Consider the following 18,119-nt stretch of genomic DNA (forward strand, 5'->3'; position numbering starts at 1 on the left):
GCGAATGCGTAACGATGGTCACTGTTCCTCCTTGAACGGTTTGCATGCGTCGAGGAGCGGGCATGCCCCTCCGTGCCGATGCTACGTTCGAAATGCAACGTTGTACATAGGTTCGTTGCTCCGACTTACAAATGAGCTCAGGCGGTTCGCGGGGAGCTGCCGACGGTCGCGGATGCGCCCCCTCACCCGTAACGGCCCTACATTTGTAGGCGTGATGACACGCGGCCGATCAGAACCCTCCCACGGCAGACCCCCGGCCTGGCTCCGGACCGGCATCCCGATCGTCCTGATCCTGGTGTGGTTGGCCGGTGCCGCCATCGGCGGACCGTACTTCGGCAAGGTCGGGGAGGTCTCCTCGAATGACCAGGCCGCCTTCCTGCCCGCCAGCGCCGACGCCACCCTCGTCGGCGAGCGGTTCACCGACTTCGTCGGTGACGACACCATCCCCGCCATCGTCATCCTCTCCGCCGACGACGTGATCGACGAGGAGACCCTCGCGGAACTGGAAACCGTGGTCGAGGGGCTGGGCGACCTCGCCGTCGTGGACAGCGTCTCCCCGCTGATCCCGTCAGAGGAAGCGATGGCCGCCCAGGCGTTCATCCCACTCGACGCGGAGGCGGACCTCGAGGAAGCCGTGGCCGCGGTGCGCACCGCGCTCGCCGAACAGGTGCCCGAGGGCATCACCCACCACGTGACCGGACCGGCCGGCTTCTCCGCGGATCTCGTCGAGGCATTCGCGGGTATCGACGGGTTGCTGCTCGGCGTCGCACTCGGCGCGGTGCTTGTGATCCTGCTGGTCGTCTACCGCTCGCTCCTGCTGCCGTTCCTGGTGCTCGCCACCAGCGTGTTCGCGCTGTGTGTGGCCCTGCTGGTGAACTGGTGGCTGGCCAAGTGGGGGGTCGTCTCCCTCAACGGACAGACGCAGGGCATCCTGTTCATCCTCGTCATCGGCGCAGCCACCGACTACGCCCTCCTGTACACCGCCCGCTACCAGGAGGAGTTGCGCCGCAACAAGACCCGCGTGGCTGCCACCCGCAAGACCATCCGAGGCTCCATCGAGCCCATCCTGGCCTCCGGCGGAACGGTCATCGCCGGCCTGTTGTGCCTGTTGTTCAGCGACCTCGCGTCCAACAAGTCGCTCGGGCCCGTGGCCTCCATCGGCATCGTGTTCGCCATGCTCTCGGCCCTTACGCTGCTGCCGGCCATGCTGCTGCTGCTCGGGCGGGCCGCCTTCTGGCCCCGCCGTCCGGTGTTCGACCCGGACCGGGACACCGAGACCGCCTTCAACCGCGGCGCCTATGCCGCGATCGGCCGATTCATCTCCTCACGGCCGCGGACGGTGTGGGTCGGGTGCGTCCTGCTGCTGGCCGTGGGTGCCGCCTTCGTCCCGACGCTGAAGGCCGACGGCGTGGCCACCAGCGAGCTCGTGATCGGCGCCTCCGACGCCCGCGACGGCCAGGCCGAACTCTCCGAGCACTTCCCCGCCGGCTCCGGCGACCCGGCCAACGTCCTGGTGGCTGAGTCGGACCTCCAGCGCGCAGCCGACATCCTGCTCGCCGCCGAAGGAGTCGACTCCGTGGCGGTGCTCGCCACGGACAGCCCGTCCGGGTCCGCGCCCGTCACCGAGGAGGGCATCCAGCCGCTCGGGCCGCCCGGGACACCCCCGCCCGAGCCCACCGTCGACGACGGCGAGGTGCTCCTCCAAGCCACCCTCTCAGCCCCCGGCGACAGCATCGAGGCGCAGGACACGGTCAGGGAGTTGCGCACCGAGCTCGACGGCCTCGCACTGGTCGGCGGGACCGCGGCCGTCGCCGTCGACACCAACGACACGTCCATCCGTGACCGCAACCTGATCATCCCCATCGTGCTCGCGGTGATCCTCGTGATCCTGATGGGCCTGCTGCGCAGTGTGCTGGCCCCGATCCTGCTCGTGGCCACCACCGTGCTGTCCTTCGGGACGGCGATGGGTGTGGCCGCGCTGGTGTTCAACCACGTCCTGGACCTGCCCGGGGCGGACCCTTCGGTACCGCTGTACGGGTTCGTGTTCCTGGTGGCGCTCGGCATCGACTACAACATCTTCCTCATGACCAGGGTCCGGGAGGAGTCCCTCGCCAACGGCACCAGGCCGGGCATCCTGCGCGGGCTGGCCGTCACGGGCGGCGTGATCACCTCGGCCGGAATCGTGCTGGCGGCGACGTTTGCGGCGTTGGCGGTCATCCCCATCCTGTTCCTGCTGCAGCTGGCGTTCATCGTCGCCTTCGGGGTGCTGCTGGACACCTTCCTGGTGCGCACCCTGCTGGTCCCCGCGCTCGGCCTCGACATCGGCCGCAGGATCTGGTGGCCGAACAACTTGAAGCCCGATTTCGTGCAGCCGCGCCGCGCCCGGGAGTGAACCCTGGAGGCTGGTCAAATCCGACACGCCGAGGCGACAACGGACTTTGGGCGAGTTCTGCAGAAACCCTTGCGAGGAGTGGTTTGGGTGGGGTAGAAATCTCTGTACGCACAACCCTCGCGGGAAGTGCCGAGGAGGCCAACCAGCGTCCATTGCCGAAGGACTTTCGAGTCCGGAGGGCCCTGCAGCGAAGCGGGACGATTGACGGGTAGCCAGCCTCGATTTGGAGTTCGCTCTCCCTATCGCAATCGGAAGGTAAGGTCCTACCGACCTCCAGTCCGCGGCCAAGTCCGCAGACCTCGCAGAGCGATGCGAGCGGAGGTGGAACCGGATGTCCTTCCCGATCAGCGGGGTCGCCCCCTCACTGGTCACCCAGGAGGCCTGATCAACTCATACTTGATCAGGCCTCCGCCCATGTCCGGGCGTGTCGCTACCGCCGTTCCGGCTCGCGTTCCGTTGGAATGGTCCGTGAGCCCGGACCACGTATGAGGTGGTCCGGCCCCTTGCCTCCTGGCCCTCAGTCCCAGATCAACGGTGCGATCCGGGAGGCCACGGGGTCCTTGCCGACGGCGAGCCGCAGCGTGGGCTCGGACTCCTCCCCGAACGACGCTGTGAACCCGCGCGCCACGAGTGAGGGCAACCGTTCCGCGAACCCCGTCAGGGAGTTGCTGCGGGCCAGCGCCGCGATCATGCAGGCCGCGTCCTTGGCGGCCTTGGCCGTCACCTGGTCCGGTTCCAGCTTGCGCGTCCGGAACAGCGTGGTGGTGTAGCCGGTGTCGCTGCGGCAGGTGTTGAAGTAGGTCTCGGCCGCGTCGCGCAGCTCCGATGCCAGGACGGCGTCGCCGACGCTCTCGCGTGCGGCAACCAGGGTGGGCTCCGAGAGGAACTTCTCGATCGTCCTGCGCAGGTGCGCCGGACCGCCGCTGTGCTGCTTGCCCTCCACCAGCATGTTGAGCCAGAAGGCGAGGAAGCGATCGATGTTGCCCTTCGGGCCGCGGCGGGCCGCATCCATGGGGCTTGGCAGCTCAGACATGGCCCAATACTTCCACGCCCCGGCTGCCGCTGCTCAGTTGCGGCCGGCCAGCAGGCTCCGGTGCAGGAGGGCGGCGGCCCGCGCCACCTCGTCGGGCAGCTGTTCCGCCCCGGTGACCGCATGCCGTTGCGAGCCGCCAACCCAGACCGACAGCGGCGGTGTGACGCCCTTGAGGCCGTCGATGATCGCCTGCGCCCGCGGCACCTCCTCCGGGGCCGTCACCCCCAGCACGGCGGCCCGGGGCCGAGCCTCCGACGCGGCCGCCAGCCACGACCCCTCGGGGACGTCGGTCCCGAGGTACACGACGGCGGTTCCCGTCCGCTTCAGGCACGCGGCGAAGGCAAACAGCATCAGGTCGTGCCGGGCGCCCGGAGGCAGCCCCACCAGCACGCTGGAGGCGGGGTTGGGCTCGGGCGCCGCACTGAACACGCCGGCGATTGCGCCCATCAGGCTCGCGCTGGCGAAATGCTCCTGCGACACGTCCAGCCTGCCGTGTTCCCAGGCCTCGCCGATCCGCAGCAACTGCTCCGGGAGCCAGTGCTCGGCCACCTGCTCGAAGGGCGCGGAGCCGAACGCCTGGTCTATCACCCGGTGGAGCTTGACCGGATCGAGGGCCTCCGCGGCTTCCACCAAGGAGTCACCCGAGGGCTGCGTCGGCGGGCCCTGCTCGGCTGCCGCTGGCCGTGAGCGCAGCGCCGCAGCGGCGTGCGAGGCGGGGACGCCGTTGCTCACCAGGGCCGCCATCTCGCGCAGCAGGGCCACCTGGGTCTCGTCGTAGAGGCGGTAGCCGCCGGACGAGCGGGCGGGTTCGACAACACCGTAGCGACGCTCCCAGGCGCGCAGCGTCGGCTCGGTCACCCCCGTGAGGGTCGCGACCTGTTTCACGGTGTACACGGCAGTTCCTCGATTCTGGTCCTCGTTCGTGGTTCTCTGGAACCAGTCAACGGAGCTTATTGTACAAACCTTGGACAGAGTATTGCTCATCGTCGGAGCCGCCGCTACAGTTCATTCAAACATTCGACAAACATTGGACACGGATCATGACCCCAAGATCGGCCTCCGAGCCCACAGCCAGAGTGGGCGCCGCAGTACCGGACGACGTCGTGCTGGTCGACGACGCCGGACGTCCGATCGGCCGCGCCGACAGGACCAGCGTCCACACGGACGCCACGCCGCTGCACCTGGCGTTCTCCACGTACCTGTTCAACGCCAAGGGGCAGGTCCTGGTGACCCGGCGCGCGCTCGCGAAGAAGACCTGGCCCGGCGTCTGGACCAACTCCTGCTGCGGGCACCCACGTCCGGGGGAGTCGCTCGAGGACGCCGCCCGGCGCCGCATCCGTGAGGAGCTCGGCCTGCACGTCGGCCCCCTCGTGCCACTGCTGCCGGACTTCCGCTACCGCGCCTCCGACGCCTCCGGAATCGTCGAGAACGAGGTCTGCCCGGTGTTCGCGGGTTTCGTGACGGACGAGAGCCCTGCGCTCAACCCCGACGAGGTGGCCGAGTGGGCGTGGGTGGACTGGGACAGGCTCACCACGGCCGTCTCCGCCACCCCCCACGTCTACAGCCCCTGGGCGGCGCTGCAGGTCCCGCTCATCGAGGCCGCGTTCCCGGGTGTCGCCCACCTGGAGCGCCGACCGGCCACCGATGTCACCGCGGCGGTGAGGGACGTCGACGCGCTGCTGTCAGCCGAGCTCGAGGCGCTGCAGGGCGAGTGGTGGACGCACGTGGGGGGCCTCGGCGTCGACGTGCTGCCCCACGACCTGCCGGGCTGGCTGGGCGACCTCCTGGTCGGCCGCGGCAAGCGGCTCCGGGTGGTCACCGCCTACTGGGGCTTCATCGCTGCCGGCGGCGTACCCGGCTCCCCGGCACACCACCACCTGACCCGCGCGATGGCCGCGCTGGAGACCCTGCACCTGTTCGCACTCGTGCACGACGACGTGATGGACGAGTCCCTGAGCCGTCGCGGCCGTCCCTCCGCCCACGTGCAGGCAGCCAGTTGGCACCGGGAGGCCGCCGCCAGCGGCTCGCCGGAGGTGTTCGGGCGCAATCTCGCGATCCTGCTGGGTGACCTCGCACACACCGTCGCCGACCGCCTCGTCGACGGGCTGCCGGCTCCCATGCGGCACGTCTGGTACGAACTCTCCGTCGAGCTCATCGCCGGTCAGCGCGCCGATCTCACGGGGGCTGCCGCCGCCCGCCGGGACCGCCCCCACGCCGAGCAGGTGGCGCGCCTGAAGTCCGGCCGCTACACCGTGGTGCGCCCGCTGCAGCTGGCCGCCGTCGCGGCTGGGGCGCCGGCCGCCACCTCGCAGGCGCTGCTGCAGTGCGGCGAGCACATCGGAGAGGCGTTCGCCCTCCGCGACGAGTACCTCGGCGTCTGGGGTGATCCCGAGGTCACCGGCAAGCCGTGCAGCGACGACCTCCTGGAGGGCAAGGCGACCGTGGCGCTGTCCATCGCGGCCGAGCGCCTCGTCGGCAGGCCGGGCGAGCTGCTCGCCAAGGTCGGCAGGCCAGAGTTCACTGAGGAGGAGGTGGCCGAACTCGCCGACGCGATGCGGGCCGCCGGGGTGGACTCCGCCCTGGAGGACCTGATCCGGGGCTCCTTCGACGCGGCCCTGGCGTGCCTCGAGGGAACCTCGATGGTGCCCGACGGGCTCGCCGGCCTGCAAGAGGTGGCGCGTGCGATGGCGTGGCGCGACGCATGATCGGGCGACGCAGACCCAAGAGTGGACCACGCCGTCGGGTGGTCGTGGTGGGTGCAGGCCTGTCGGGCCTCGCCGCCGCCATGCACCTGGCTGGAGCGGGCCACCGCGTGACGGTGCTGGAGCGGGAGGACGTACCAGGGGGTCGCAACGGCACCCTGGAGCGCGACGGCTTCCGCTTCGACACCGGGCCCACGGTGCTCACCATGGTCCCGCTGCTGGAGGAGGCGTTCGCGGCCGTCGGCAGCACGGTGGCCGACCACCTCAGCCTCAAGCTCCTGGACCCGGCCTACCACGCGTTCTTCGCCGACGGCTCCACACTCAACGTGCGACCGGGGCACGAGCTGATGCGTGCCGAGATCGCCGCCGAGTGCGGCACCCGGGACGCCGCCGCCTTTGACGACTTCGTCGCCTGGCTGACCAAGCTCAACGACGTCGAGGTCCCCAATTTCATCGACGTGAACTTCGACTCGCCCCTCGGGCTGCTCCGGAGGCCGATGGCCGCCGCGCGCCTGGTCGGGCTCGGCGGCTTCGGCAGGCTCGGGCCGGCCGTCTCACGTCGCTTCCAGGACGAGCGCCTGCACCGGGTGTTCAGCTTCCAGGCGATGTACGCCGGCATGGCGCCCGCGCGGGCGCTGGCCATCTACGCGGTGATCACCTACATGGACTCCATCGAGGGTGTCTGGTTCCCGGAAGGCGGGATGCACGCCGTGCCGCGAGCGATGGCTGAGGCGGCCACGGCCGCCGGCGTGGAGTTCCGGTACGGCTCCACCGTCGCTGGCGTCGAGCGAGCGGCCGACGGCTCGGTCACCGGCGCGCGCCTGGTCGACGGCAGCGTCGTCACCGGCGATGCCGTCGTGGTCACGGCAGACCTGCCCACCGCCTACGAGCGGCTCCTGCCCGACCTCGCCCCGCCGCGGGTGCTCAGGCGCGGCAGCTACTCGCCCAGCGCCCTGGTGTGGCACCTGGGCGTTCGTGGGGAACTGCCCGAGCGGGCCGGACACCACAACATCCATTTCGGGCGGGCCTGGGACGACGCCTTCACCGACCTGCTGGACCGCGGCAGGCCGATGCAGGACCCGTCGCGGTTCGTCGCCGTTCCCTCGGTCGACGACACCACAGCCGCGCCGAAGGGGCACCACACCCTCTACGTCCTGGAGCCGGTGCCCAACCTCCACGTCGGCAGGATCGACTGGGAGCGGGAGGCACCGCAGCTGCGGGAGCGGATGCTGCGGACGCTGCAGGAGGCGGGATACCCCGTCGACATCGTGACCGAGGACCTCGTCACCCCCGTCGACTGGGAGCGGCAGGGCATGGCTGCGGGCACCCCGTTCGCCCTGGCCCACACCTTCCCCCAGACGGGACCGTTCCGTCCCCGCAACGTGGACAAGCGGGCGCCGGGGCTGGTGTTCGCCGGCTCCGGCACCACCCCCGGGGTGGGAATCCCGATGGTCCTGATCTCGGGCAAGCTGGCCGCCCGACGGGTGGAGGAGATGTCCCGATGAGCGAGCTCCTCGAGGCGGGCTACCGCCGCTGTGCCGAACTCACCCGCAGGCACGGCACCACCTACTTCTGGGGCGCGCTGCTCCTGCCGAGGGAGCAACGCCGCGACGTGCACACCGTCTACGCGCTGTGCCGGCTGGCCGACGACATCGTGGACGAACCGGAGAAGGTCGACCTCTCGGTCCCCCGCGACGGCACGCCGGCCGAGCGGCTCGCGACGTTCCGGACCTGGTTCTTCGACGCCCTGGCCGCCGGCTCCTCCGACGAGCCGGTGATGGCCGCCATCGTCGACAGCATCCGTCGCCGCGGCACCGACCCGGAGTGCTTCGGAAGGTTCTTCGACGCCATGGCCGCCGATCTGGTGCAGGACACCTGGCCCACGTGGGACGCGCTCAGCAACGGCTACATGGAGGGCTCCGCGGCGGTCATCGGCGAGATGATGCTGCCGGTCCTGGAGCCGTACACGCCCGAGGCGATGGAGCCCGCCCGGGCGCTGGGCAAGGCCTTCCAGCTGACCAACTTCCTGCGCGACGTCGACGAGGACCTGGACCGCGGGCGCGTCTACCTCCCGCGGGAGGACCTGGAGCGCTTCGGCGCCGACCCGTGGCTGCGGCGCGTGACCCCGCAGTGGCGGGAGCTGATGGCCTTCGAGGTGGCGCGCAACCGTGCCCTCTACGACGACGCCCGCCCGGGCCTGGCGATGCTGCCGCCGGCCTCGCGGCGCTGCGTCGGCACCGCCCTGGTGCTCTACAGCCGGATCCTGGACCGGATCGAGGCGGCCGAGTACGACGTGTTCGCCGGCCGCATCCGCGTCCCCGGCCGGGAGAAGCTCGGGGTCGCCGTGCGGGCGGTCACCGTCGGGCTGCCCGCCTGAGCAGACCGGTCATGGGCACCGTCCACAGGTCGTGCCCGGCCACGCCCCAGCCCTGCAGGAGCTGGTTGGCGGCCAGGAAGCCCGTCGTGGCCGCCCGTTCCATCAGCGCCACGGGCAGGTCGCATCGGACCCAGTCGCCGGCCAGCACCAGGCGCGGCGACGGCGTCGCCACACCGGGCCGCTCCTCCCAGCGCTCCGGGCCGATGAGCGTGCAGTCGTCGCGCACCAGCACCTCCCGCGCCAGCACGCCCGCCCGGGCCGTCTCCGGGTAGACCTGGTGCAGCTCGGCCTCGAGCTGCGCCACCACCCCGGCCGCCGCGTCGTCGTCGGAGGCCACGGCCGGGTCGCAGGCGTAGGCGTGGAGCTCGACCACCGAGCCCCCGTTCGCCGCGGCCCAGTCCCTGGCTCCGCCCTCGAAGCGCTCCAGGACGGAGACGTTGTCCAGCGGGCCGTAGCCCGAGGTGCCCAGGAACGCCGGCCGGTCCACCGCCACGGGCGCGTCGAGCCACAGCCGCACCACGGTGAACGGCGGCGCGTTCACGGTGGCCGCCACGGCCGCACGCCAGCCGTCGAGGTCGTCGCCCTCGACGGCAGCGGCCAGGCCACGCGCGGCTCGGGGATCGGTGGCCAGCACGACGGCGTCGGCGGCCAGTTCCTCGTCGTCGAGCGAGACGGTGGCGCCGTCGTCGCCGACGGCGATCCGGCGGGCCCCCGTCCCGGTGCGGACGTCCACCCCGATTGCGTGCAGGTACTCGCCCAGCGGGCGCCAGAGCGAGGAGTCGTAGTCGTCGTCGGGGACGTCGAAGAGCAACCCTTCGGCGGAGCCGAGGAAATAGGTGTGGAACATGGCCACGAGCTCGCCCGCGCCGAACTCGGTGGGGTCCGCGAAGAACGAGCGCGCGAAGACCTCCAGCGCCAGGTCCCGCGCACCGTCCGGGAACCGGAGCCGGTCCAGGAAGGCGGCTGCGGACTCGCCGTCGTAGTCGGAGTGCGTTCCGGGGAACCGCACCCGCAGCAGTTCCAGTGCCGCGGCGACGTTGACGCCGGCCAGGCCGCGCAGGGTGAAGGCGGGGCTGCGGGCGACGAACTGCAGCACGGACCACGGCGGGGTCCTGGTGAGCCCGGTGAAGGAGTCGCGCAGGCCGTCGGGGCGCTGCAGCGGGTAGTCGTCGATGGGGACCAGCCGGTCCAGGGCCGGGTCCACCCGGCGCAGCAGCGTCCGCAGGTTGTAGTACTGGCGGAAGAAGGCGTGGAAGCCGCGGCTCATTGTGCGGCCGTCAGGCAGCGGCCAGGCCGCCACTCGCCCGCCGAGCCGGTCGTCGGCCTCGAGCAGGCTCACCCGGACGCCGCGCTCGGCCAAGGCGACCGCCGCGGCGATGCCCGCGATCCCGCCTCCGACGACCACCACGCGGCGGGTGTCGCCCACGCGGGCCGATCCGGAGTGGGCGGGGTGCGCGACGGCGTGGCGGTCGCGTCCGGGGAACTGGTTCATGGCTGGGGCTCCGGTTTGCGTGCGACAAAGGTGTGCAGGATGCCGCGCTGCCAGCCGGTGGCGGTGCGGTGTGAGACGTCGGTGAATCCGGCGGCGACGAGCCGGTCGGCGAAGCGGGCGACGGAGTCGAAGTCCAGGACGCTGCGCCACAGGTAGCGGTAGAGGCCCGGGTTCCGGTCGAGGAGCGCGCCGAGCGGGATGATCACCGCGTGGCTGACGGCGTCCCAGACGCGACGCGCGCCACGGTTGCCGGCCACGGAGTACTCCTGGACCACGAGCCAGCCGCCGGGCCGCAGCAGGGCGAAGACCTCCGCCACGGCGACGTCGCGCAGCGGTTCGGGGACGTTTCGGAACAGGTAACACGTGAGGACGCCGTCGCGACTGCCACGCCCGAGCCGTTCGAGGTCCAGCTCGCCCGCGACCGCCTGCTCGAACCGGACCCGCGCGGGCCACTGCTTGGCCCCGGCCGCCGCGAGCATGCCCGAGGAGGCGTCCAGGCCGAGCAGTTCGGCTTCGGGCAGTGCCCGGGCGAGCGCCGCGGTCGACGCGCCTGAACCGCACGCCAGGTCCACCACTTGGGGGTCCGGGACGTCGGTGAGGCGATCGGCAAGGGCGCCGGCGGCCCGGTGCAGTTCGCGGTGGTACCCGGGGTTCAGTGCGACCATCAGGTCGTAGCGCGACGCACTCCTGTCGAAGGCGGCGGTGTTGGTGGCGGTCACCGAGCTTCCTCCCGTCGCCCCAGGTGGACCCAGACCAGGATGACCAGGGTGACCATCGCCCACCCGAAGCCGAAGTCCTCCACGGGGATGTCCCAGGGGAACCTGACGCCCGCGTGGTGCACGGGGTTGTAGATCACGATCGGGGCCGAGAGCTTGGTGAGCCAGCCGTCCACGAGGACCTGGAAGAACATGACGATGGCCATCGACAACCAGTACTGGAGCGAGCGGAAGATGCCGGTGCGCAGCCACAGCAGCTCGATCGCCGCCACCGCGACCACCGCAAGGAGCGTCAGGAGTGTGTACTCAGGCATTCTCGTCCGTCCTGATGCGGCGCAGCACGTAGCCGACGCCCTCGTAGCTGAGAAGTCCGCAGACGGGGATCACCAGGAAGAACACGAGTTCCTCCAGCGGCATGATCCCGAGCATCACCCCGGTCGTGTACTCGGCGCTGTAGCCCCAGTGGTCACGAACGATCCCGAGCAGGTCCCATGCCACGAAGACCACCAGCACGGGCAGCATCGCCAGCAGGAGCCGCACCGGGCGGCGGTAGACGCGCGCCCTGAGCACGAACTCCAGAGGGAGGGTGATCGCGACGCAGGCCGCCATCAGCAACAGGTACTGGTACTGGTCCATCAGGGCGTTCCTCCGGCTCTGGGGGTGGTGCGCAACACGAGTCCACGCAGACGGTAGCCCTCGATCAGGTCGTCCCAACCGACCTCGGGCTCCGAGAGCACCTCCGGTCCGAGCCTGAGGAGGCGGGTCAGCAGCACGTCGGTCTCCGTGATGGCCAGGGGCTGGCCGGGGCAGCGATGGGCGCCGTCACCGAACGTCAGCACCGACGGGTCCACGCCCCGCGGCAGCTCGCGCCCGGGCCGCAGGTGGTGCGGGGCGTCACCCACCACGCCCGGGTCGGTGTTGGTGTGGCGCACGCACACGTCGACGAGGTCTCCGGCCGCCAGGTCGACCTCGTGCTCGCCGTCGGTGACGGTGAACGGTTCGCTCACGCGGCGATAGAGGTGCCCGACGACCGGTTCCAAGCGGATGATCTCGTTCAGGATGGCGTGGCGCTCGGCCTCCGGGGCCTCCAGGTAGCGGTCCCTGAGGCGGGGGTCGCCCAGCAGGTGCCAGGCGGCCATCGTGATGAACTCGCGCGTGGTGACCATCCCGGCGGTGCCGTAGGTCACGCACTCGACGAGGATGTCGGCCTGCGTGTAGCCCTCCGAGACCAGGTGGCTGACGATGTCGCCGCGTGGGTGCCGACGCCGGGAGCGGATGGCGGGCAGGACGTCGCGCAGGTGGAACATGGCCAGGGGGAGCAGGGCCCTGCCGGCGGCCTGCATCCACTGGCGCGGTGTTCGGCCCAGGTCCGGCCGGGCCATGTCCAGGGGCGGCTGCCTGAAGAAGGCCTCCAGCCGACGCGACATGGCGGGCACCGGCGACTCGGTCAGTCCGACGATCCTCGAGGTCACCTCGACACTGAACCACAGCGCCAGCTGGTCCAGTGCGAACGAGTCGCGGCCGGTCGCCTCGTCCAGCAGCCGGTCGGCCACGGCCTCGATGTCGGCGAGGTACCGCTCCCGCACCACCTTCGGCGCGAAGAAGCGGCCCACCTTCGTGCGCTGCTCGTCGTGCAGGGGGCCGTCGGATATCAGGATCGGATGGTGCTTCAGGAATCCCTTGGGGATGTACTCCGCCGTGAAACCGGCCTGGGTGGTGCGGTGACGCGCCCTCAGCACGTCGCGCGCAGCCCGCATCGAGCGGATCCTCCAGACCCCCTCGTCCCGCGAGATCGCGGGGCCGTCGGTGTCGCGCGGGTTGTGGGCGCGCCGGTCGTCCGGCACGGGCTCGGCTGGCGCGTTCATGGCTTGCCTCTCGGACGTTTGATGCGAAGTCTAACAAGATTCGACAAACATTGGACAAACGGCTTGGAAGGAGTCTAGGCTGGCCTCAATCAACATTGGACAAACATAGGACAAGCCCATGTCTTCGCAGATCCTGGAAAAGGTGGAGGAGTCGGACGACGCCGCCCCCCGTCGCGCGTCCCGCGGGAGGGTCGGTGCAGGTCTGCCCGGCAAGCCCCCGGTGTGGCTGCGGGTGCTCATCCCCGTGTTCCTCATCGTGCTGTGGCTGGTCGGCGCCGCCATCGGCGGACCCTACTTCGGCAAGGTCGGGGAGGTGGCAGCCAACGACAGGGCGACCTTCCTGCCCGCCAGCGCGGACGCGACGCTCGTGGGCGAGCGGTTCACCGACTTCGTCGGCGACGAGGTCATCCCCGCCATCCTGGTCTTCACGTCCGAGGACCAGCTCTCGGAGACAGACCTCGCCGAACTGACCGCCACGGTCGAGGAGCTCGGGGACCTGCAGGCGGTCGACAGCGTCTCGCCCCTGATCCCCTCGGAGGACGGGCTCGCGGCGCAGGCCTTCATCCCGATCGACGCCTCGGCCGAGCTGGGTGAGGCCGTCGCGGAGATCCGGGACGTCGTCGCGGAGGGCGTCCCCGCCGGCGTCACCCACAACGTCGCCGGTCCGGCCGGGTTCTCCGCCGACCTGGGGGAGGCCTTCGGCGGCATCGACGGGCTCCTCCTTGCCGTGGCGCTCGGCGCCGTCCTCGTGATCCTGCTCGTGGTCTACCGCTCCGTCCTCCTGCCGATCCTGGTGCTGTCCACCAGCCTCTTCGCCCTCTGCGTCGCCCTGCTCGTCAACTGGTGGCTCGCGAAGTGGGAGGTCCTCACTCTCAACGGGCAGACCCAGGGCATCCTGTTCATCCTCGTCATCGGGGCCGCCACCGACTACGCGCTGCTCTACACCGCGCGCTACCGCGAGGAGCTGCGTCGCAACCGCTCCAAGTGGCAGGCCACCCGCAAGACCCTCCGCGGCTCCATCGAGCCCATCCTCGCCTCCGGCGGCACGGTCATCGCCGGCCTGCTCTGCCTGCTGTTCAGCGACCTTGCCTCCAACAAGTCGCTCGGGCCGGTGGCTGCAATCGGCATCGTGTTCGCGATGATGTCCGCGCTGACCCTGCTCCCGTCGATGCTGCTGCTGCTCGGTCGCGCCGCCTTCTGGCCCCGTCGCCCGAAGTTCGACGCGGACTCCGACGACGACTCCGCCGTGCACCGCGGCGGGTATGCGACCATCGGCCGCTGGGTCTCGCGTCGGCCGAGGATCGTCTGGGTCGCCAGCATCGCCCTGCTCGCCATCGGCGCGGCCTTCTTCCCCACCCTCAAGGCCGACGGCGTGGCCAGCAGCGAGCTGGTGATCGGCGCCTCCGACGCCCGTGACGGACAGGTGGCGCTGGCCGAGCACTTCCCCGGCGGCTCCGGCGATCCCACCAACGTGCTCGTGGCCCAGTCCGACCTGCAGCAGGTGGCCGACGTCCTGCTCGCCACCGACGGGGTCGACTCCGTCTCCGTGCTGGCCGAGGACAGTCCCTCCGGGTCCGCTCCCGTCACCCAGGACGGCATCCAGCCCCTCGGCCCGCCCGGGACGCCCGCGCCGGATCCCACCGTCGACGACGGCGAGGTCCTGCTGCAGGCGACCCTCATCCATCCCGCGGACAGCGCCGAGGCAGAGCAGGTGGTGCGTGAGATCCGCGCCCAGCTCGACGGCATCGCCCTCGTCGGCGGCACCACGGCCGTGGCGGTGGACACCAACGACACCTCCATCCGGGACCGGAACCTGATCATCCCGATCGTCCTGGTGGTGATCCTGTTCATCCTCATGGGTCTGCTGCGCAGCGTCCTGGCTCCGATCCTGCTCGTGGCCACCACCGTGCTCTCGTTCGGCACCGCGATGGGTGTCTCCGCCCTGGTGTTCAACCACGTCCTCGACCTGCCGGGCGCTGACCCCTCGGTCCCTCTCTATGGGTTCGTCTTCCTCGTGGCCCTCGGCATCGACTACAACATCTTCCTGATGACCAGGGTCCGGGAGGAGGCCCTGTTGCACGGCACCAGGCAGGGCATCCTGCGGGGACTCTCGGTGACCGGCGGCGTGATCACCTCGGCCGGCATCGTGCTGGCGGCGACGTTCGCGGCGTTGGCGGTGATCCCGATCCTGTTCCTGCTGCAGCTCGCGTTCATCGTCGCCTTCGGTGTGCTGCTGGACACGTTCCTGGTGCGGACGCTGCTCGTGCCCGCGCTGGGGCTCGACATCGGCCGGCACCTGTGGTGGCCCAAGCGGCTCGACAAGGACTGGGAGCCCGCGGCGCGGGAGACCGTGCGCGTGGGATCCTAACCGGCAGCCCTCGGGCGGGTGGTGCAGCTGCGGCTCAGGCCAGCAGCTCCAGCAGCGCCCGCTCCAGCGCGGCCTGCCGTGCCGTTGGGGTGCGGTGCCGCTTCGTGGCCGCCTCCTTGATCGTGTTCCCGGCCTCGTATTGGGTGATCACCCGCGGGTCGATGTAGGAGTTCCGGGCGATGGCCGCAGTGTTGCCCAGGTAGTTGGACGTCTCCAGCACCGCCTGCTTGATGGCCCGTTGCCTGGAGGCCTTCGAGTCCCCGGGTTCCTCGGTCAGGGCGAGCACCTCGGCCGCGATCACCGTCGCGTGCCAGGTCCGGAAGTCCTTGGCGGTGACCGTGCCGTCGAACAGCTCCGACAGGTAGGCGTTCACGTCGCCGGAGGTCAGCGGTCGCCAGTGGCCCGCGCCCTTGTGGGCCAGCAGCCGCTGGTCCTCGGTGCGGCGCGAGCGCATCACCTCCAGCGCCGCCACGGCCGCTGCGTCATCGACCACCACGGTGTGTGCGATCCCGGACTTGCCCTCGAAGCTGAACACCAACGAGTCGCCTCGACGACGCACGTGCCGACGCTCGAGGGTCGTCAGCCCGAACGAGCCGTTCGCGTCGGCGTAGGCGTCATTGCCGATCCGGAAGTAGCCGACGTCGAGCAGCCGCGCCGCCGTCGCGCAGGCGCGCTCCAAGCCCATGCCGTCACCGGCGATGTCCTTCGATATCTGGCGGCGTGCCCGCGGCAGGTGTTCGGCTGCGGCGGTGATCTTCTCGAACTTCTCCCGATCGCGCTTGCCCCGCCAGTCCGGGTGGTAGAGGTACTGCCTGCGGCCCGCGTCGTCGGTGCCCGTGGCCTGGAGGTGGCCGTTCTCGACGGGGCAGATCCACACGTCGGTCCAGGCGGGCGGGATGGCCAGCGACCTGATCCGCTCGACGTCCTCCTCGGGAAGGCGCCGGCCGTCGGCGTCCAGGTAGCTGAAGCCCTTGCCGGCACGGCGCCGCGTCCAGCCCGGCATGGCCGGATCGACCCTGCGCAGTCGTGTCATGGGGAGAATCTAGTGCGCCGCTCAGTCCTCGAAGGGCAATGCGGGCAACATCGGGATCTTCATCGTGAACTTCGCACCCTTGCCGGGTTCGTTCCCAGCCCTCACGGTGCCGCCGTGCGCCTCGGCGGTGTGCACCACGATGGAGAGTCCCAGACCGGTGCCGGGGGTGTTGCGGGCCCGGTCGGAGCGGTAGAACCGGTCGAAGATGTGCGGCAGGTCGTCCTCGGCGATGCCGGGGCCGTCGTCGATGATCGTCAGCGCGCCGTCGGCGAGGATGACGTCGATCACGCCTGCGGCGGGGGAGAACTTGACCGCATTGTCCAGCAGGTTGGTGACCGCGCGTTCCAGGGTGGAGGCGTCGCCGAGGATGTGGGTGGGCTCCAGCTGGACGTTGAAGGTCAGCAGCGGGCCGCGGCGCTGCGCGCGCTCGACGGCGGAGTCCACCACGTCGGACAGGTCGAGCTCCTCGTGGGGACGCTGCAGGTGGTCGTCGCGCGTCAGGGCCACGAGGTCGCCCACGAGCGCGGAGAACTCGCCCAGCTGCGCCGAGACGTCGGCGAGGATCTCGGTGCGGGCCCCCTCGGGCAGCATGCCGGAGGTGTCGTCGGCGACGAGGAGTTCTACGTTGGTGCGCATCGAGGTGAGCGGCGTGCGCAGCTCGTGTCCGGCGTCGGCGATCAGCTGCCGCTGCTGCTCGCGGGAGGTCTGCAGGGAGCGGAGCATGCCGTTGAAGGACTTGGTGAGTTCGCCGAGGTCGTCGTTGCCGTAGATCCGGATGGGGTTGAGCTGGTCGGTCTGGGTGACGTTTCGGACGGCGCGGGAGAGCCGCCGGACGGGCGCCAGTGCGCCCTTGGCGACCAGTAGGACCGCAACCGTCGTCGTCAGGATCCCGACGAGACCGGAGATCAGGATCACCACCCACAGCGAGCGCAGGGTCGACTGCAGCGGCTCGAGGGAGCGCGCGTACATCACGGCGTAGCCGCCGTTGCTGGACTGCAGCGGTACGGAGACCACTCGGAACTGCCGGCCGTCAGCCAGGGTGACCGACCGCTCTGAGGAGCCCTGCTGGAGGCGCGCGATCGCGATCTCTGGCGGGCCGCCCGGCAGCGTGACGGTCTGTCCCGTCGAGGTGCGCGTGTCCCCGTTCACGGACACCACCGCCAGCACCTCGTCCGGTCCCCGGAGACCGGTGACGTTGAGTCCGCCGAAGCCGGAGACGTCGTCCCCGATGGTGGCCGTGGCGGTGAGTGCGGTGGAGGTCAGCTCCTGGTCCAGCTCGTCGAGCAGGGACCAGCGTGTGATGAAGTACGCGGTGGTACCCACGAGGAGCACGGCGAGCGAGACGCTGATACCCGTCAGGGAGGCCAGCCGCCCCTGGAGGCTCTGGCCCGTGACGATCCTCTCGACACCGCGTCTCAGCCTGATCCAGAAGCTACCGATCACGGGGGAGTTTCACGCAGTACGTACCCGACGCCACGGACCGTGTGGATCAGGCGGGACTGCCCGCCGGCCTCGGTCTTGCGCCGCAGGTAGCCGATGTAGACCTCCAGCGAGTTCGCGGTGGCAGGGAACTCGAAGCCCCAGACCTCGTTCAGCAGCGTGCTGCGCTCCAGCACCTTGCGCGGGTTCTCCATGAAGGCCTGCAGCAGAGCGAACTCGGTGCGGGTCAACGAGACGTGCTGGCCGGCGCGGGTGACCTCGCGGTGCTGCGGGTCCAGCGTGACGTCGGCGAAGCTGAGGGCCTTCGAGTCGTTCTCGGCCGCCGGCTTCGAGCGGCGGGTCAGGGCGCGCAGGCGCGCCAGGAGCTCGTCGAGTGCGAACGGCTTGACCATGTAGTCGTCCGCGCCGGCATCGAGCCCGTCCACCCGGTCACCGACGGCGTCGCGCGCGGTCAGGATGAGGATGGGGACATCGTTGCCGCTCTCCCGCAGCATCCGGGTGGCCTCCAGGCCGTCCAGGCGCGGCATCATGACGTCCATGATCACGGCGTCCGGAGTGTGCCCCGCGAGCTTGGCCAGGGCCTCGATACCGTCGCCTGCCGTGATGACCTCGTCGCCGGAGTACTTCAGCGAGCGCGCGAGGGAATCACGGACGGCCTGATCGTCGTCCACCACCAGGATCTGCATGTCACCACCCTATCC

At 70.6% G+C, this 18,119-nt stretch carries 15 protein-coding genes and 1 pseudogene; 6 read left to right on the forward strand and 10 right to left on the reverse strand.

Going from position 1 to position 18,119, the window contains the following annotated elements:
• Nucleotides 1-214 precede the first annotated feature (214 nt).
• Nucleotides 215-2,392: an MMPL family transporter gene (locus FOJ82_RS09045; RefSeq protein WP_143938352.1), complete on the forward strand. Its 2,178-nt coding sequence runs from the start codon at nt 215-217 to the stop codon at nt 2,390-2,392.
• Nucleotides 2,393-2,909: 517 nt separating this feature from the next.
• On the opposite strand, the gene FOJ82_RS09050 is transcribed toward FOJ82_RS09045, so the two are convergent.
• A complete protein-coding gene (locus FOJ82_RS09050) occupies nt 2,910-3,425 on the reverse strand; it encodes a DUF6553 family protein (protein WP_143938162.1) in 516 nt (171 codons plus the stop codon).
• A gap of 33 nt (nt 3,426-3,458) precedes the next feature.
• Nucleotides 3,459-4,319, reverse strand: a complete 861-nt coding sequence (locus tag FOJ82_RS09055; protein ID WP_185975699.1) for a MerR family transcriptional regulator — start codon at nt 4,317-4,319, stop codon at nt 3,459-3,461.
• A gap of 146 nt (nt 4,320-4,465) precedes the next feature.
• Between FOJ82_RS09055 and idi the strand changes: the two are divergent.
• The 4 genes and pseudogenes from idi to FOJ82_RS09070 all read left to right on the forward strand — a co-directional run.
• A pseudogene (gene idi / locus FOJ82_RS16950) lies at nt 4,466-5,011 on the forward strand (isopentenyl-diphosphate Delta-isomerase); the annotation flags it as partial.
• Nucleotides 5,003-6,130 (forward strand): polyprenyl synthetase family protein, encoded by a 1,128-nt coding sequence (locus FOJ82_RS09060; protein WP_342780572.1) that lies wholly within the window; start codon nt 5,003-5,005, stop codon nt 6,128-6,130. The pseudogene idi and the gene FOJ82_RS09060, both read left to right, overlap by 9 nt.
• Before the next feature lie 47 nt (nt 6,131-6,177).
• Nucleotides 6,178-7,632 carry a phytoene desaturase family protein gene (gene crtI, locus FOJ82_RS09065; protein ID WP_246099818.1) on the forward strand — a complete coding sequence of 485 codons (1,455 nt, stop codon included), beginning with the start codon at nt 6,178-6,180 and terminating at the stop codon, nt 7,630-7,632.
• The gene (locus FOJ82_RS09070) at nt 7,629-8,504 is read left to right on the forward strand and encodes a phytoene/squalene synthase family protein (RefSeq protein WP_143938166.1); all 876 of its coding nucleotides are present in this window, start codon (nt 7,629-7,631) and stop codon (nt 8,502-8,504) included. Before crtI ends, FOJ82_RS09070 begins: the two co-directional genes overlap by 4 nt.
• On the opposite strand, the gene FOJ82_RS09075 is transcribed toward FOJ82_RS09070, so the two are convergent.
• From FOJ82_RS09075 to FOJ82_RS09095, 5 genes are read right to left on the reverse strand one after another with little or no spacing between them, the layout of a single operon-like run.
• Nucleotides 8,482-9,996, reverse strand: a complete 1,515-nt coding sequence (locus tag FOJ82_RS09075; RefSeq protein ID WP_143938167.1) for an FAD-dependent oxidoreductase — start codon at nt 9,994-9,996, stop codon at nt 8,482-8,484. The two genes, FOJ82_RS09070 and FOJ82_RS09075, sit on opposite strands and share 23 nt — an antisense overlap.
• Complete coding sequence (locus tag FOJ82_RS09080) at nt 9,993-10,715, reverse strand: class I SAM-dependent methyltransferase (protein ID WP_221933085.1); 723 nt, start codon at nt 10,713-10,715, stop codon at nt 9,993-9,995. The genes FOJ82_RS09075 and FOJ82_RS09080 overlap by 4 nt, the downstream gene beginning before the upstream one ends.
• Nucleotides 10,712-11,026, reverse strand: coding sequence for a lycopene cyclase domain-containing protein (locus FOJ82_RS09085; protein WP_143938168.1), 315 nt, complete (start codon nt 11,024-11,026; stop codon nt 10,712-10,714). The genes FOJ82_RS09080 and FOJ82_RS09085 overlap by 4 nt, the downstream gene beginning before the upstream one ends.
• Nucleotides 11,019-11,348 carry a lycopene cyclase domain-containing protein gene (locus FOJ82_RS09090; RefSeq protein ID WP_143938169.1) on the reverse strand — a complete coding sequence of 110 codons (330 nt, stop codon included), beginning with the start codon at nt 11,346-11,348 and terminating at the stop codon, nt 11,019-11,021. The genes FOJ82_RS09085 and FOJ82_RS09090 overlap by 8 nt, the downstream gene beginning before the upstream one ends.
• The gene (locus tag FOJ82_RS09095; RefSeq protein ID WP_143938170.1) at nt 11,348-12,577 is read right to left on the reverse strand and encodes a cytochrome P450; all 1,230 of its coding nucleotides are present in this window, start codon (nt 12,575-12,577) and stop codon (nt 11,348-11,350) included. The genes FOJ82_RS09090 and FOJ82_RS09095 overlap by 1 nt, the downstream gene beginning before the upstream one ends.
• Nucleotides 12,578-12,695: 118 nt before the next feature.
• Between FOJ82_RS09095 and FOJ82_RS09100 the strand changes: the two genes are divergently transcribed.
• Nucleotides 12,696-14,945 carry an MMPL family transporter gene (locus FOJ82_RS09100; protein WP_143938171.1) on the forward strand — a complete coding sequence of 750 codons (2,250 nt, stop codon included), beginning with the start codon at nt 12,696-12,698 and terminating at the stop codon, nt 14,943-14,945.
• 34 nt (nt 14,946-14,979) lie between these two features.
• Here the strand turns inward: FOJ82_RS09100 and FOJ82_RS09105 are convergent, their stop codons facing one another.
• Genes FOJ82_RS09105 through FOJ82_RS09115 form a run of 3 tightly spaced genes read right to left on the reverse strand, consistent with a single transcriptional unit; the run spans nt 14,980 to nt 18,104 of the window.
• Nucleotides 14,980-15,978 (reverse strand): DNA topoisomerase IB, encoded by a 999-nt coding sequence (locus FOJ82_RS09105; protein ID WP_143938172.1) that lies wholly within the window; start codon nt 15,976-15,978, stop codon nt 14,980-14,982.
• A 21-nt stretch (nt 15,979-15,999) separates the two neighbouring features.
• Nucleotides 16,000-17,421, reverse strand: coding sequence for a sensor histidine kinase (locus tag FOJ82_RS09110; RefSeq protein ID WP_342780570.1), 1,422 nt, complete (start codon nt 17,419-17,421; stop codon nt 16,000-16,002).
• Complete coding sequence (locus FOJ82_RS09115) at nt 17,418-18,104, reverse strand: response regulator transcription factor (RefSeq protein ID WP_143938173.1); 687 nt, start codon at nt 18,102-18,104, stop codon at nt 17,418-17,420. The genes FOJ82_RS09110 and FOJ82_RS09115 overlap by 4 nt, the downstream gene beginning before the upstream one ends.
• Between the last annotated feature and the right edge of the window lie 15 nt (nt 18,105-18,119).

The sequence above is a fragment of the Tessaracoccus rhinocerotis genome (assembly GCF_007197885.1).
GTDB classification, from domain to species: Bacteria; Actinomycetota; Actinomycetes; order Propionibacteriales; family Propionibacteriaceae; genus Arachnia; species Arachnia rhinocerotis.